This is a genomic window from Methanosarcina mangrovi (assembly GCF_052057765.1).
GTDB lineage: Archaea > Halobacteriota > Methanosarcinia > Methanosarcinales > Methanosarcinaceae > Methanosarcina.
Map to the genome: position 1 here is coordinate 2041763 of NZ_CP195120.1, position 15718 is coordinate 2057480.

16 protein-coding genes and 1 pseudogene are annotated in these 15718 nt (G+C 42.0%); 6 read left to right on the forward strand and 11 right to left on the reverse strand.

Annotation, left to right across the window (positions count from 1 at the left end; all coding sequences use genetic code 11):
* Positions 1-245: 245 nt before the first annotated feature.
* The 3 genes from ACSAZL_RS09275 to ACSAZL_RS09285 all read right to left on the reverse strand — a co-directional run bounded on the left by ACSAZL_RS09275 (position 246) and on the right by ACSAZL_RS09285 (position 2280).
* A complete protein-coding gene (locus ACSAZL_RS09275) occupies positions 246-452 on the reverse strand; it encodes a helix-turn-helix transcriptional regulator (protein WP_440948394.1) in 207 nt (68 codons plus the stop codon).
* Positions 453-472: 20 nt separating this feature from the next.
* Positions 473-859 (reverse strand): hypothetical protein, encoded by a 387-nt coding sequence (locus ACSAZL_RS09280; RefSeq protein ID WP_440948395.1) that lies wholly within the window; start codon positions 857-859, stop codon positions 473-475.
* Between the two features lie 512 nt (positions 860-1371).
* A complete protein-coding gene (locus ACSAZL_RS09285) occupies positions 1372-2280 on the reverse strand; it encodes a pirin family protein (protein ID WP_440948396.1) in 909 nt (302 codons plus the stop codon).
* Positions 2281-2628: 348 nt separating this feature from the next.
* Between ACSAZL_RS09285 and ACSAZL_RS09290 the strand changes: the two genes are divergently transcribed.
* The 4 genes from ACSAZL_RS09290 to ACSAZL_RS09305 all read left to right on the forward strand — a co-directional run bounded on the left by ACSAZL_RS09290 (position 2629) and on the right by ACSAZL_RS09305 (position 6522).
* A complete protein-coding gene (locus ACSAZL_RS09290; RefSeq protein WP_440948397.1) occupies positions 2629-3495 on the forward strand; it encodes a YihY/virulence factor BrkB family protein in 867 nt (288 codons plus the stop codon).
* A 301-nt stretch (positions 3496-3796) separates the two neighbouring features.
* Positions 3797-4627 (forward strand): molybdate ABC transporter substrate-binding protein, encoded by an 831-nt coding sequence (gene modA, locus ACSAZL_RS09295; RefSeq protein WP_440948398.1) that lies wholly within the window; start codon positions 3797-3799, stop codon positions 4625-4627.
* Between the two features lie 62 nt (positions 4628-4689).
* Complete coding sequence (modB, locus tag ACSAZL_RS09300; RefSeq protein ID WP_440948399.1) at positions 4690-5373, forward strand: molybdate ABC transporter permease subunit; 684 nt, start codon at positions 4690-4692, stop codon at positions 5371-5373.
* Between the two features lie 15 nt (positions 5374-5388).
* Positions 5389-6522, forward strand: coding sequence for an ABC transporter ATP-binding protein (locus tag ACSAZL_RS09305; RefSeq protein ID WP_440948400.1), 1134 nt, complete (start codon positions 5389-5391; stop codon positions 6520-6522).
* Between the two features lie 151 nt (positions 6523-6673).
* On the opposite strand, the gene ACSAZL_RS09310 is transcribed toward ACSAZL_RS09305, so the two are convergent.
* From ACSAZL_RS09310 to ACSAZL_RS09320, 3 genes and pseudogenes are all read right to left on the reverse strand, one after another.
* The gene (locus tag ACSAZL_RS09310) at positions 6674-7015 is read right to left on the reverse strand and encodes a hypothetical protein (RefSeq protein WP_440948401.1); all 342 of its coding nucleotides are present in this window, start codon (positions 7013-7015) and stop codon (positions 6674-6676) included.
* A gap of 128 nt (positions 7016-7143) precedes the next feature.
* Positions 7144-7383: pseudogene (locus tag ACSAZL_RS09315) on the reverse strand (hypothetical protein); the annotation flags it as partial.
* A 76-nt stretch (positions 7384-7459) separates the two neighbouring features.
* A complete protein-coding gene (locus tag ACSAZL_RS09320) occupies positions 7460-7765 on the reverse strand; it encodes a large conductance mechanosensitive channel protein MscL (RefSeq protein WP_440948402.1) in 306 nt (101 codons plus the stop codon).
* A 330-nt stretch (positions 7766-8095) separates the two neighbouring features.
* On the opposite strand from ACSAZL_RS09320, the gene ACSAZL_RS09325 reads away from it, so the two are divergent.
* A complete protein-coding gene (locus ACSAZL_RS09325) occupies positions 8096-9388 on the forward strand; it encodes an APC family permease (protein ID WP_440948403.1) in 1293 nt (430 codons plus the stop codon).
* 280 nt (positions 9389-9668) lie between these two features.
* On the opposite strand, the gene ACSAZL_RS09330 is transcribed toward ACSAZL_RS09325, so the two are convergent.
* The 4 genes from ACSAZL_RS09330 to ACSAZL_RS09345 all read right to left on the reverse strand — a co-directional run bounded on the left by ACSAZL_RS09330 (position 9669) and on the right by ACSAZL_RS09345 (position 12910).
* Positions 9669-10052 carry a PAS domain S-box protein gene (locus ACSAZL_RS09330; RefSeq protein WP_440948824.1) on the reverse strand — a complete coding sequence of 128 codons (384 nt, stop codon included), beginning with the start codon at positions 10050-10052 and terminating at the stop codon, positions 9669-9671.
* The gene (locus ACSAZL_RS09335) at positions 9991-10473 is read right to left on the reverse strand and encodes a PAS domain-containing protein (protein ID WP_440948404.1); all 483 of its coding nucleotides are present in this window, start codon (positions 10471-10473) and stop codon (positions 9991-9993) included. The genes ACSAZL_RS09330 and ACSAZL_RS09335 overlap by 62 nt, the downstream gene beginning before the upstream one ends.
* A gap of 477 nt (positions 10474-10950) precedes the next feature.
* Positions 10951-12252, reverse strand: coding sequence for a hypothetical protein (locus tag ACSAZL_RS09340; RefSeq protein WP_440948405.1), 1302 nt, complete (start codon positions 12250-12252; stop codon positions 10951-10953).
* 334 nt (positions 12253-12586) lie between these two features.
* A complete protein-coding gene (locus tag ACSAZL_RS09345; RefSeq protein ID WP_440948406.1) occupies positions 12587-12910 on the reverse strand; it encodes a cupin domain-containing protein in 324 nt (107 codons plus the stop codon).
* A gap of 385 nt (positions 12911-13295) precedes the next feature.
* Between ACSAZL_RS09345 and ACSAZL_RS09350 the strand changes: the two genes are divergently transcribed.
* Complete coding sequence (locus ACSAZL_RS09350; protein ID WP_440948407.1) at positions 13296-13865, forward strand: GNAT family N-acetyltransferase; 570 nt, start codon at positions 13296-13298, stop codon at positions 13863-13865.
* 532 nt (positions 13866-14397) lie between these two features.
* Here ACSAZL_RS09350 and ACSAZL_RS09355 read toward each other — a convergent pair.
* Positions 14398-14640, reverse strand: coding sequence for a hypothetical protein (locus ACSAZL_RS09355; RefSeq protein ID WP_440948408.1), 243 nt, complete (start codon positions 14638-14640; stop codon positions 14398-14400).
* Positions 14641-15718: the final 1078 nt, after the last annotated feature.

A 15718-nucleotide genomic window follows, 5' to 3' on the forward strand; every position in this document is an offset into this window, starting at 1 on the left:
CGAAATATCGGGACAATCTCGTGTTACGACACCCCCGAAATCAAATGAATTTCCCAGGGTAAATTCAAATACAGTAAACTACTTTTTATCAACCTTTTATGTTTCTTTCTAACCCTTTTCTCAAACTGGCTAATTCCACGCTCTTTTCGAGTCTGTCCTTCTTCCCGACCTTTGATTGTTTGAGGCTCTGGTCAGAAATTATAAATATAACAAAGCCTGCTACAGTTTTTGAGGAATTTATTCTCTTATTCGAGATCGGAGTCCTCAAAAATAAACAGTTCGTCAAGCGTGGTGTCCAGGGCTCTGGCTATCCTGTAGGCAAGCTTGAGAGAAGGGTTGTATTTTCCTTTTTCAAGGAAAACGACGGTTTCTCTCCTGATCCCTACCATATTTGCAAGAGCCTCCTGGGTCAGGTCGTGCCTTGCCCGAAACTCTTTGATCCTTGTTTTCATGCTACATCCTCCGGGTGTCCTTACTCAACATCACCCTTTTGCATGAAATACCACCTGAAAACATTTGCCGAGATGATCATAAAAAAAAGCAATATGCCAAGAACTGTTTCAGCTGACAGTTCAGCCACCTCGAAGAATTCGACCCAGTAGAGTACCGTAATCAGCACAAGTGTCAGGAGCCAGGAATAGGTAATTCCGTATGATGCAAGCTTCTTTGTCCTTTCGTCCCTGTCAGGGAGGTCCCCACGCCTGAAGAGCCTGAAAGCTGTTATAACAAAAATAACCAGTCCCATGCTGATCAGAATAATTGAAACCGATGCCTCAACTTCAAGAAAAGCTGCCGAAATTATCCCGGCAAGCATAATGATTATTCCAAGGATCAGTTTGTACCTGTATACTTTTTCCACACTTTTGCCCTCCTTCTTCGATAATTTTTCAATGGTTTTTTGCGGATTACCGAAATTTGTCCATTATATATGTTCTTTATTTATAACCTATTGTTAGATATTTTCAATATTAAGTTAGAAATTAATAACATATTCTATTATATCTAGTTTTTGCCTGGAACAGAGGTTCAAGTTAGAAATCAATAACATAATGAGAGATAAATGCAACAAAATGTGCTTTAAATATAACCAATATCACCTGAATAGCAAAACTCATCGAACTCAAAACTCATCAGAACTCAAAACTCATCAGAACTCAAAACTCATTAGAACTCAAAACTCATCAGGATTCCTGCTCGAGGCAGGTTTTCTCTATCCATATTCAGGATAAAAAGAAAAGACAACTTAAGAAAAAGAAGTGAAAGTTTCAGGAGAAAGAAGTGAAGGTTTCAGGAAAAAGAAGAGACAGCTTAAAGAAAAAAATAAGGAGAAATATTCCAGTGTTTACCGGTAAATGCCTGGAACCTGCTGTTTTATGGATGCTTGATAAATGTACCTTTTCTGTACTCTTCAAAAGCTGTTTTTAATTCTTCTTGTGTGTTCATAACAATTGGCCCATACCAGGCAACAGGCTCTCCAATGGGCTTTCCTGCTACAAGCAGGAACCTTACCCCTCGCTCTCCTGCAGTCACTTCGATGGAATCTCCGTCCCCGTAGAGAACCAGGGTCTCCTTCCCTATCACGCAGTCCACTGCCGGGTCAAGATATCTTTCTCCTTCGACCTCAAAGGTGCACGGATCTTTTTCCCTGTCGAAATGTCCGTTGCCCTCTATCACATACGCAAAGACGGTATATCCGGGAATTGTCAGATGGAAGAACTTCTCCCCCGGCGGGACCGTCACGTCCAGATACTCGGGGTTGGTTACTATTTCCCGCACAGGCCCTTCAATCCCGTTTACTTCCCCGCAAATAACCCTGACCTTCAACCCTTTTTCCATGAAAAGCTCAGGCACCCGGTTATTTTTTATCTCCTGATAGCGCGGATTCATCATTTTATGGGAAGCCGGAAGGTTTGCCCAGAGCTGAAAACCCCAGAGGGTTCCGTTTTTATCCCCTTCTGGCATTTCCTGATGGATAATCCCGCTCCCCGCAGTCATCCACTGCAGCTCTCCAGGCCAGATTACACCTTTATTTCCTAGGCTGTCCTCATGCCGAACCTCCCCCTGCAAGACATAAGTGATAGTCTCAATTCCCCTGTGCGGATGCCAGGGAAATCCCATAATGTACTCCTCCGGTTTTCCCGAATGAAAGTCATCAAGCAACAAAAAAGGGTCAAGCTCAGGCACATGCCGGAAGCCAAAAGCCCTCTTCAGATGTACCCCTGCCCCTTCGATTGTCGGCATACTCTTCATTACTTTTCTTACCTGTCTAAGATTTGCCATTGTACTACCTCCCCCATAAAATAACGCCTAAAGTCGATATATCTGGTTTTTCTGGAAAAATGCGGTTTAAGTCCGTAATATTTAGTATGAACTTTTATATAAAGCAATTTATATTTTGATCTGGCGTTTTTTCCATTTGAATCTGGAAGTTTTCTCATTTGAATTCTGATTCTTTTTTCTGTTTACTTGCTTCTGTTTACTTGCTTCTGTTTACTTGCTTCTGTTTACTTGCTTCTGTTTACTTGCTTCTGTTTACTTGCTTCTGTGTGCCTGCAAAAAAAGATTCTGCAATATTTTGATAAGAGATGTTTAATAAAAGAGTCATATATTATGAATTAAGGGGAAAATATGAGTCTGGAATATATAGGAAAGCTGATTACCGGGACAATAAAGGAGTGGATGGAAGACAATGCAAAAACTTACAGTGCTGCACTGGCATATTATTTTGTGTTAAGCCTTCCTGCCCTTCTGCTGTTTTCGGTATCCGTAGGAAGTCTTTTTTTGAGGTCAAAACAGATTCAGGATACCATAATCAGTAATCTGCAGGGTTTCGTTGATCAAAATGTGATTAATATGATTAGTTCTCTCTTTGAATATATCCCGGAAGTAAATTCCCTCTCAATAGGCGCATTGATCGGTTTTGTGATCCTTCTCTGGAGTGCAAGCAATGTTTTCAGGCAAATGAAGAAATTCCTTGAGGTGGCCTGGGATATCGAACCTGCCGAGTCCAACACGGTTAAAGACTTTATCAGAGATTCAATCGTCTCATTTTTCGTGGTCATCGTTTTTGGAGGGCTTCTTGCGCTCAGTATAATTGTTGAAGGGGTCCTTTATGCAACTTCAAAGGTATTCCAGGAGATTTTTCCTTTCCCTCCGATTCTTGCCCGATACGCTGGTTCCATAGCCAGTTTCCTGATCCTTGTCCTGTTTTTCATGCTTGTCTACAGGGTACTGCCCAATACAAAGCTGGATCTTAAACCTGTTTTTGTAGGGTCGCTGGTAACGGTAATTCTCATAAACATAGGCAAGTATGCCATCGGGTTTTATTTTGCATATAGCAACCCTGTTAGCGTCTACGGAGCAATCGGGTCAGTCATTGGGGTGTTTCTTCTGATCTATTATATCTCGATTATGATTACAGTTGGTGCGGAATTCACCAAAGTCTATTCAGAATCACGGACTGTCACTGAATCTAAAGATTTTTCCGGGCTGTAAAACCTTCTCCGAACAACACCGGGAACCTTCTTATACTATTAAAATACAGAAAGATCGTTATGTTTTTTCAAACACAACTCTTTATCACAAAAAACTCTTTATCACAAAATTGTGTCAAATAGTTAAGAGGAAACAAATATACCAGTACTTATGCACTTGAGGTACAAAATCGATCATTGTGAGCACTGGCATCTAAGAATAATTTATATCCTCTGCATTCGTTGCTCTCGATTTTCAGTTCAACCGCGTAAGTACATAATTATAATAAAATTACAACAAAAATATTTGAGCAGGTGTAATCATGAGAAAAGAACTGATAGTTCTGTTGGTGTTATTAGGCGTATTCCTTGCAATAGGATGTGCTGAAAACGGAAGCGAAGCTGTAAACGAAACAGGTACTCCCATAGCGGAAACTCCGGTATCTGAGCAGGAGTCTGAAACTATTTTAGTTTCTGCAGCTGCAAGCCTTACCGAAGCTTTTACGGATATGGAATCCCAGTTTGAAGCCGAAAACCCTGGCGTAGATGTTAATTTCAACTTTGCAGGGTCCGGAAGCCTGCGTACTCAAATAGAAGGAGGAGCTCCGGTTGATGTTTTTGCTTCGGCTGACCAGAACCAGATGAATATACTTGCCGGAGAGGAGTTAATTGAGAACAGCTCAAGGAAAGACTTTGCTCAGAATTCACTTGTGCTCATAGTTCCATCAAGCAGTACCCTCAACATAACCGGAATAGAAGACCTGACTTCCCCCGAAGTTGAGAGAATCGCAATTGGAAATCCTGAAACAGCTCCCGTAGGCAAATATACAACTCAGTCTCTGACCGAAGCAGGCATCTGGGATCAGCTAGAGGATAAGACAGTACTTGCCGAAGACGTCAAACAGGTCCTTGTATATGTTGAAAGAGGAGAGGTGGATGCTGGGTTTGTGTATATGACCGACGCAAAGACTGCAGAGCCCGGAAAGATCAAAGTCGTTGCAACAGTACCTGTAACTACCCCTGTTAGCTACCCGATAGCTGTGGTTTCGGCTTCTGAGAACAAAGAAGAAGCACAGGAATTCATCGATTTCGTAACCGGACAGGAAGGGCAGGAAATACTGGAAGAATACGGGTTTACCCCCGAATCCGAATAAAAGCATAAGTTAAAAGCGTATGTTAAAGCATAAGTTAAAAGCGGTAGATAAAAACATAAGAAATGATCCCTATGCTTGACAAGATATGGTTTCCAATATTCATCACTTTCTGGATAGCTGCCATATCGTCTTTTTTCGTATTGTGCAGTGGTGTAATCCTGGCTTATGTGTTTGCAAGGCGTGATTTTCGGGGAAAAGGACTTGCGGAGTTATTAGTGACTCTGCCCCTTGTCCTTCCTCCTACCGTAATTGGTTATCTTCTTGTCGTCCTGGTGGGAAAAAACGGATTTCTCGGACAATTGATTTTCAATATTCTGGGGACCGGGATCATGTTTACTTGGCAGGCGGGAGTTATTGCGGCTTATACGGTTTCCCTTCCTCTCATGGTAAGAACCGCAAAAGCATCCATAGAAGCGGTGGACAGAGAGATAGAATATGCTGCCTATATCCTTGGAAGAAGCGAACTGGAGACTGCTCTGTTAATAACCCTCCCCCTTGCAAAGAAAGGGATAGTGGCAGGGCTTGTGCTGAGTTTTGCAAGGGCGGTTGGAGAATTTGGAGCGACTCTCATGCTGGCAGGAAATATCCCCGGTAAAACAAACACAATGTCGATTTCAATTTACAGCGCATTTCAGGCAGGAAATAACGAACTTGCCCAGGTGTTGGTCCTGATTCTGGTGATTTTGTCCCTGCTGTCCATTTCTCTGACCGGGAAATTCATCGATCGAGAAAAATTTGAGGCATAAGTTAGAGGTATAGGCTTGAATATCAAAGTAGAGCTCAAAAAACGCTATTATGAAGCTGAAAGTGGTGAAACGAAAGGAAAAAGAAACGTTTTTTCTCTTGATGTCAATTTTGAAATGGAAAACGAACTTGTGGTGCTTTTCGGACCTTCGGGGTCAGGAAAGACCACGCTTTTGAAATGCATTTCAGGAATCACGCAGCCTGATACTGGAAATATCGCTGTGGACGAAAGAATCTACTTTGACAGTAACCGGAAAATTAACCTGACTATCCAGAAGCGCAAACTCGGATATGTTTTTCAGAACTATACCCTCTTTCCCCACATGAGTGTCAGGAAAAACATAGAGTGCGGGCTTAAAGGATGGGAAAAAGGTGAGAAGGAAAAAAGAGTCCGGGAAATGCTTGACCTCCTGCATATCGAAGAGCTGGAAACCCGCTATCCCTCTCAGCTTTCAGGCGGGCAGAAGCAGAGAGTAGCTCTCGCAAGGGCTCTTGCTCCCAAACCCGAACTGCTGCTGCTCGACGAGCCTTTTTCTGCACTTGATAGGGTAATAAGGACCGAACTTGCAGAAAAAATAAAAAATTTGCAAAAAAAAATCGGAATACCCCTGCTGTTTATCACGCACAGCCTGGACGAAGCTTTCCTTTTGGCTGACAGGATTATCATTTTATATAGAGGGGAAGTCCAGCAGTTCGGGCCCCCTGAAGAGATCTTCTATCATCCCAAAAACCTGCATGTTGCAGAACTCACGGGTTTGTCAAATATTTTTGATGATTCACGGGTTGAGGAGCTGGTTGAGGGGAATAATGCGAGCCCAAAACGCACAATTTTAAAGAGCGGGGGCATGCAGATTGCGGTAAATCCCCTGAACCTGAAAGAAGGGGATAAAGTTTCCTGGGGGATCCATCCTGAGAACATAACACTTCTCCAGCCGAACTCCGGCTCCGAGGATAAGGACGAAAATACTTATTCCGCATATGTACAAAGCATCGCAACCAAGGGTCCAAAGAAAAGAATTGTGCTTAAACTTGCCAGGCACGAAAAATTCCTGACTGCGGAACTGCCTGCACAATTTGCCGATGCCCTGAACCTGAATACAGGGGATTTATGCCTGGTCAAAATGGATATGAGTAAAGTGGTGGCATTTTAAGTATAATCAGGACAGCGACATTCTGTATAAGCAGTCTATATAAATAACTATAGTGACATATCAGGATCTCAAATTCATATCGCATAAGCGATATGAACTACTGAGCAATAAACTTCAGGATGATCGGCTGAATGTTTTTCTGGTTCTGCTGTTAAGCTCGCATCCGTTTGTTTGAAACATAATTCTTAATCTTAATGACAACCAGTCCCATAAACGCCGTAAGCGTGCCAAAAAAGGTAACCATTATTATAGAAGAATCAAAAGCTGACTTCGCAACTATATCCATATTCACAAGGTGCGACATAATGCCTTCTCCGCCATTAATAGGGATAGCATATGCAACCACGAAAGCAGCTGGCAGTCCGGTGATCAACCCTGCAATACTCAGTTTTTTATTTTTTAAGATCGCGTATAAAATAACAAACGAGATGCTGATAGATATCAGTAGTAAAAATAGTACAACTATTAGACCAAATAATAATTCCTCATCCAATCAATTTACCTCCCCGATGCTTATCTCATAATAAGCTAAGCCCCGGCTATGCTGTGTTGGCTCATTGTTTTACTGTTATCTTCTTGCCTACATTTAATAAATACTGGTACTCATACATTTTACTTATTTTTATCAGAGAGATGTTTGTTAACTAACTCAACCGACTCGTCTGCAACTTTCTGTTTTTTTTGGACCTATTACAAAGTCAAGTATTAGCCCGCAGCCCGATACAAAAGCTGCCCATATCCACGCACACCATCTTCATAATCTTTCATTCTTGGGATTCTTATATAAGTTCCATTTCTGACAACATTCCCTTGACCAGTAAGCCCATAGAGCCCGCAGGCTTTGTTCGGGCAGGCAACGATAACTTATCAAGCGATTACAAATTGACTATCTACGAGTCACTCCTTACCCCCTATTTTACCGAATATCTTCCGGGAATTATTTCTTTTCAACTTTTTCTTCCTTCAGCACCTTTTTTGCAACGATAAAAACTGCAAATGCAATTATAATGAAGTTTACCAGTTCCCCGAGAAAAGCTCCCCAGCTTATTACTATCGGCCCCAGTTCAACCGTTGCCGTCTCCCAGCCCCCTCCGGGAACAAAAGGTGTGATAATCGGCATGACGATGTTGTCCACAAATGACTTTATTAAAGCTGTGGATGCGATACCCATGATAAAGGCAATTGCCAGGGGAATCACCTTGTATTCGTAAAGGAATTCCTTGAATTCACTAAAAAGGCCCATATTTTCCCTCCTTATAAATGAAATAAAATAAATTGTCAGGATAGGTTCTTAACAAAATATGAAACATTGATCAGAACAAAAAGTTGAAGATCAGTAGCAGATTTAGAAACCAGAAATAAAGCTAACATCACGGTTAAAATCAGAACAAAAGGTTAGAAAAATCTGCCTGGTTTTCAGGGAAAAAAAGTATTTCCTGAGATTCTTTAAGAAAACATTATCTCAGAATAAGATATATTGTGAAACCGAATTTACTGCCTTCTTTTCGGTTAATTATTAAGAGAGAAGGGAGAAAAAGAAGAGAGACGAGAAAAATAAAAATTGTGATTTTTGATGGCAGAGACAAAATCAATGGGTTTATGGGCTGCAGCTTCCATAGGAGTTGGGGCAATGGTTGGAGCCGGGATCTTTTCAATCTTCGGAACGGCTGTCCAGATTTCCGGAAACGCGGTCTACGTTTCTTTTATTATTGCAGGGTTGATCGCACTTTTAAATACATATTCCTATGCAAAGATGGGGGTCAGGTACCCTTCGGCAGGCGGACCTGTAGAGTTCCTGCTGAAAGGATTCGGAGACGGAATTTTAAGCGGAGGACTGAACCTCCTGCTCTGGGTGGGTTATGTTTTCGGGCTTGCCCTTTATGCAAAAGGTTTTTCGTACTATGCGGTAACCTTCCTCCCGGCAGGTTCGGCTCCTGTGTGGACCAGTTTCTTTGCCACGGCTATTATCCTTGCCTTTACAGCTATCAATTTCAGAGGGGCAAAAACCGTGGGTAAATCGGAGCTCTTTATTGTTTCCATAAAAGTTGGGATCCTCCTGCTTTTTGCTGCTGCCGGGATTTTTTATATTACTCCAGGAAACCTTTCAATTTCAGCCTGGCCGGCTCCCAAAAATCTCTTTTTCGGGGCTGGAATGGTTTTCCTCGCATACCAGGGCTTCGGGCTGATAACCAATGCTGCAGAAGACATGAAAGATCCGGAAAAAAACCTTCCAGAAGCCCTTTATCTGAGTGTCGTACTCGTCATTATCATCTATGTATCCGTCAGCCTTGCTGTGATAGGAAACCTTTCCATACCTGAGATCCAAAATGCACAGGATTACGCCCTTGCAGCTGCTGCAAAGCCTTTCCTCGGAGATATAGGCTTTAAAATAATGGCTTTTGCTGCCCTTTTTTCGACCTCTTCCGCAATCAATGCCTCCCTTTACGGAGGCGCAAATGTAAGCTACATTCTGGCAAAAGACGGAGAATTGCCCGAAATTTTTGAGAGGAAAGTCTGGCACCGAAGCCCCGAAGGGCTCTTTATCACCTCAGGCCTGGTTATCCTCTGCGCAAACTTTCTTCAGCTTGAAGGAATAGGTATGCTTGCCAGTACTTCCATTCTCATGGTTTATGTGGCAGTTAACGTTTCCCACCTCCGCCTGTTAAAGGAAACCGGAGCAAAATCCTACCTGATATGGGCTTCACTGTTAAGCAGCCTGACATTCTTTGGCGTGCTTGTGTACTACGAATTCATGCATTCGAGGACGACACTCGGACTTCTCGGATTTACGATTTTTTGTTGCTTTGCTGCCGAATGGTCATACAGAAAATACTCCGGCAGGCTGATAAAGGAAAGGACAGATTAAACCTGTAAATTGAAAACCAAATCTGTATAAAGGATTTTGATATCAGAGGTGGAAGTAAATTCCGGAATTAACCGAAAGAAAAAATCGATCATGGAGATATCCTGAATTTAATCCGGATTAAATCTCCATTCGAATCAAGATTAAATCACAGTCGAATCAAGATTAAATTACCGATCGAATCCGGATTATTTCTGCAACCTGTTTGTTTATGCTGCACACTGTCAGTTTCAATTCACTTCTTAATTTGATTATAGGACTTCCGTATTTTAAGAGTCTCTCTTCACTTTATCTCTCTTATTATCGAAAATACGGCATGTTTACCCCTGTACTCGATGAGCCGCATACTTAGCTCTACAGGCAAAAGAGTCCCAGCTTTACAGGCAACCGTAGTCTGTGCTGCAGCCTGCCCATTCCTGTATAACTCCCGGATCTGCCAGGCAAAAAGTTTTGAAGCCTCAGAAGTAACAAATTCGCTTGCAGTTTTTTCCAGCAGCTCCTCTTTGCTGTATCCCACCTTTTCACAGACTATCCGATTTACTTCCAGAAATTTCCCTACCTGCTCACTGATAGTTATACCGTCACCTGTGTTTTCAAAAACCGAATCAAAATCTCTTCCGGAGGCTGCGAAAGAATTCTCTTCCGGAGGCTGCGAAAGAATTCTCAGCCTCTTTTTGCCTGTTTATATCCTCAATATAGAAAACGATATAAATAGGCCTGTTTTCAGGATCTATCCTGAAAAAGGTTGAGATTCTAACCCTTATTTCACTCCCGTCTTTTTTGAAGCAGCACTTCTCTTCATCCTGGATTCTCAAATTTTCCAGAGAATTTTTATTCCGGAACCGGGGATCTGCCCAGGTTCCTCCAGGCCAAATCAATTTCCTAAACCCGGTACCAAGTAATTCTGGTCCGGAATAACCCAGCATCTCACGCAGCTTTGAATTCACTTGAAGGCAGTTTCCGTCATTATCTACAATTGCTACGCCAACAAGCATATTTTCGCATAAACGGTTGAAAGAAAGATTGTTCTTTTCAGAAAGCCCTCCCCCTCCAGTGGAACAATCCGAATCATTTTTCAGGGAATCCATCAACCCACCTTCTAAAAAGCAGTTGGATATTAAAAGATAATTCTAATTAATCTTAATTTATATGGGTGTAAATACTTCAACTGTGAATAAATATTATTATTTATATATGTTGCGAAGTTAGATACACTTTTGTTTACTTAGTTATGTTTATCTTTTAACTGTAACTATCCGAATTCGATACGTTTTAGTTCATATAACTAAAAAAATGTTAAAAGATACAGAAAAACGTTCCCGATGCATTAAAATTAATTTTAAAAGTTGTAGCCCTCCTGAGCGAAGCTTCCGATTTTAACCTCCAAATTAGTCTGCTTGATCGAAGCAAAACAGACCTCGTGCTGTTGCGATTACATCACAATTCCCGGGAAATCTCCGATTTCCTGCGATCCCGAAGCGAAATTAGGGCTGCTGAATCGCAACTCTGGTGGCTTGATTCAGACGCATAGTTTATAATAGAAAACCTGGGTTTGCCCAAAGTTTTTACTCTTCAGGGTGCCAGCGTTCCATATGCTTCGAATGGGTTTTCAAGTAGGCTCCTTTTTCGTAAAAATGGTCATAGAACTCGAGGTCCAGGTGATGGGCCTGAAGATAAGGCATGACAAAAATGCTAGGGACTGTACCGGGAAACTTCCCAAAACTGTCATAAATATACTGCGCCTGCAGGGCGACACATTCCCTGAACTCCTCGTTATGGGGTACGGCGCTGCTCCGGACTGCCCTCGTATCCTTATAATAACCCGGGGTATCAGGATTAAAAGGTCCTCCTTTTCCGAACTTTCTTTCAGTGAGGGCATCAACTGCCTGGCGCATATCCCTGTAGTGGGGCGGGGTATGGCCTTCGAGCACTCCCGGAAGCCCGGTTGGGTTGGGAAGAGCCCAGCGAGCGTCCGTATCGTACCGGAAGCCAAGCCCGGGAACATCAGGATTTCCGCTTGCCCCCAGGATTGAAAAAGGGTCAATCCCGTTGAACATCCAGCCGCCAAGCCCCATTGCCTGCAACATGAGCATCCCGGCATAGCAGGCAATAGACAGCTCTGCGGTCACTTCGGATAAAGACCACATCTCCAGAAAACTTATGGGCAAAGGATTTTCCGTATCAACGAGCCTGCTGAACTTCCCAAGCCCTTCTATCTTTTTCCCGTGTACGTCGTCATAAAAACAGACCCCGTTCTGTGTATAGTAGCAGATCCCGGCAAGCACATGCTGGGCAAGGTCTGCTACGGGAATAATCAGGGTTGTTCCGGGATGGTTGACCACCCAGGTATTGTGGGCTTCGACGTAAGGCGTCTCAGAAGGAAGTTTCAGCCTGCCCTCTGAGATTTTACGGACTCTTGCCCTGTGGGCTTTAATCAGTTCCTCGGGATCAAAAGTTCCGCTTTCCGAACGGGCTGAGAGTTCCGGCGCGTCCCGGGTCTCGAAAAAGTAAACTCCCGTATCATCGGTAAAAAAGAGCTCACTTGTATGGAAACCAGCTGCCGAGGGAAAAGTGCGTCCTCCTGCACTGCAAGCATAGTTGGACAGGTCAGGCGCGTACCTTTCCCCGCGCATTATCAGGTTGTGCCAGCCAGTGTTTCCGGCAGCTGCCGAAAGGACTGCCATCTGCTCCCATTCTGTAAGAGGCAGGGGAGCATGCTTTGATGTGTACTTGAAATAACCATCCGGAATAGAAGCCCCCAGGAAGAAGCGGCGGGCTCTTCTTCCGAAAAGTGCATCCGTGAATTTAAAACCAAGAACATCTTCAAAACCTGGTGGAAGATTTTCTTTACCTGTATCCCTGCTCATACAATCTATACCCCATAACAGAGATTACAGGAAAAGGGCATAAAACTGACGCTTAGGCTTGAAGGTAATTTCATGCAAAAACGAGGTTTAGAATTCTATGTTTGGGACCGGTTCAGAGGCATGGTAAAAAAGTACAACCGGTTATGTTAAATTCCCTGCTTACATGCCTCCGAAAAATTCCATTCTGTAGACCCACAGGCAGGCAAGAGTCCATTGAGGGAGGGAAGGTGGCTGTACAGGGGCTGGTTGATCATCCTGTCAGGCCGGTTGAAAAATCAATTCCGCTATTAACTCTGGAACGTTTAATTGAGAAAATGAAAAAAAAGATTTGGAGTTATGAAATGTATTCTTCTCTTCTCGGGGAAAATACCTCAACTGCCACGGAATCTAACACGGCTTCCGCACTATGGGAAACCCCATCAGGAATATTCCAGGAATCTCCCGGGTTTACTTCAAGCTTTTCTCCTTCTATTGTCAGAAAGATTTTCCCTGAAACCAGATACCCGGTCTGCTCGTGGATATGGTCGTGTGCAGGAAGGAAGCTTCCTTCTTCCAGAAGGAACTCGGTCATGAGAGTCTTTTCCCCGTAAACAACGCTCTTCATCCTGATGCCCGGAAGGAGCTCCCTGTAGCCTTCTTGATCATGCTTGCAAAACATAAAGATCCTCTTTGAAATATTTACAATCTATAAGATAATGTGTTTTTCAGTTTTTGAATATTATGCCCCTGTCAGGCTGGAAAGTATTATGAAGTTTCACCTGAACTGAGGATTCCTGAGGAAGATTCACAGTACTTATAAAGAGTTTAAGGAAAATACTGAGAGCTTAAGGAAAAATCAATACACATATAATTCTTAATTGTGGGATTAATGTGTGTTCAGAGCGTCCGAAAAAACTCTTTTCATACACCCACAGTTTTTACACTCTCCAATTCCCAGACCACTCCAAACTCTCAGATGCCGTCCTTCATCTTTTTCTTACTTGCATACCCTGCAGGTAACTTACCAGAAAGATTATCTCCAAAAAAACACAAATATCCCTTACATGCCCCTGATTCTTTTTCCTATTAATACCGATAGGATGGTCCTGGTTCCTGCGACTCTGAAACTATATCTTCTGGAGCTGCATGACCGCCCGGGCTTTGCCTCCGCCCTCAAGGCGTATGTCCCGCAGGAATGGCCTCCTGACCAGATCACTCCTGAAGTCATCGAAGAGTTTATAGGGCGGATGCAGTCAAAAGACCGAAAAATCTGGACCTTCTATTGGGTCCTGCGTCAGAAGGGGTCAGAACTGCCGGTCCTGATAGGAAGCGGGGGATTTCTTGTTCATGAGAACGGAAACCTTGAGCTGGGTTACTCCCTGCTTTCCGATTACCAGAACCGGGGATATGCAACCGAAGCTGTCCGGTCAATATTGAAGTGGGCTTTTTCCAACCTCAAACAGGACTGCATCATTGCCCATACGTATCCTCATTTGCAGGCTTCGATCCGTGTGCTGGAAAAGAATGGGTTTCTTTTAAAAGGGACGGGGCCCGAAGAAGGGACAATAACTTATGAACTTCGAAGAGAAAGCGAAATTCTCCGATTCATGTTTGAGGTTAAGTCATCAAAGTAATTTGAGTACTTCCAGAAAAGGCTGAAAAATAGCAGTACCAACTAAATTTTATATATTTAAAAGTATTATATACATATTGGGCATCTGAATACTTTTTTCAAACCTCCCACTTTCCTATCCCCCCATTCCCACCTCACCGAAAAAACAGATGCCCTACCCCTTCAAATGCTTACTTAAACTTCCCATTTGTGGAAAATCAAAGGCTTGTTCTACTCCGGTTCCATCTGAGAATGAATTCTGATCGAATAAGAAATTAATTCCGGAAATTATTGTTATTCCATCGCTTACCGTATCTGAATTTCGAAACTTAATGTAATTCTGCTTCTATCGTATTTGAATTTCGAAACTTAATGTAATTCTACCGCTTATTGTTTTGTATTCGGTTTGTATTCGGTTAATTCTTGCAGGATTTCACTGCTAATTAGCGTGTATAAAATACACTTTTTGTAGGTCTGTCTTTGAACGAAGGGTAACATATGGCGCAAACTTTACCTCTTCATCTTTAACCGAATACAAACATAGACAACTGTTCTTATTTACTCTTACTGTACGTCCTGATTGAACCGATCAAAGCCCAATCATAATAAGTATTGAGTTTTTGTCCTTCCTCTTCTTCTGTTATACGTACGAATTCTTCCCCCATGAAAAGCACAGCCTTTTTGTAGATCTTTCCTTCGTTGATCTGAATACTGACTCCTTCTCTCAGCTTCCTCGACATCGTTCCTTCCAGAGGGGACGAGGCATATTCAAAAACTTTTTCCCATGTTTTGTTCATTTCTATTCACCTTTCAGATGTCTTACCGGAGATGTATTACCGTAATTTCCTGCTCTAGTTTGAACATAAGTTTCTAATAAACTCAGTAATACACAGGAATCCTATGTACTAGCTAATGATAAATAAAGATTCTCATAGGCAGTAATATAAATTAATGTGAATAAAAAAAGAGATACGGCATCAGATAAGTCCAAAACAAGAGGCTTTCCGGCTTCAATGTTGAATGTTTTAAAATTAATCAGTACCAAAACAAAATAAGCATCACAGTAAGATCTAACAGGTAATGCCCTTAATCAGAATCTCTTAATCAGAATCTCTTAATCAGAATCTCTTAATCAGAATCTTTTAATCAGGATCACCTCATGAAGATCCCTTATGTGAGTTTTTATAAGTGAGACCTTTTAAGTGTAAAAGTCCTGTTAAGTTAAGTCCTGTTAAGTTAAGCCCTGTTAAGTTAAGCCCTGTTAAGTTAAGTTCTGTTAAATTATTGAAATAATTTGAGTACTTCCAGAAAAGGCTGGAAAACAGCAATATAAATAGAATTTTATCTATTTGAAAGTATTAAATTCATATTGGGCATCTGAAACTTTTTTAAAACTCCCCATTTTCCTATCCCCAATTCCCACCTCATCGAAAAACAGATGCCCTTATCCCTTCAACTGTTACCTCAAGCTTTCCATCTACGGAAAGTCACAGGCTTATTCTTTTTTTATTCCTATAAGCGGATAAGTTTTGATTGAATAAAATGTTAATTTCGGAACTTATTCCAATTATATTGCTTATTGTATCTTAATTCTGGAACTTATTCGGATTCCGGATTAAATTATATCGTAGAAATGATGTTGAAAATAGGTAAAATCAAAAGATTGCCAGTTGAAGTTGCTTGGAGAGACAAGAGAACAGTGGGCATTATGGGTAAATAACTACAGAAAAGATACTACTCAAATTTCTAAGCTTGCATTAAATGATGTATTACTCTAATCTTTTTCTTGCATATTTTCAAAGTCTTCTGTATATAGACACAGCACTTGATAGCTTGTCAAGAATATCGTCTCGGACACGGTCGCAAAATTCACAG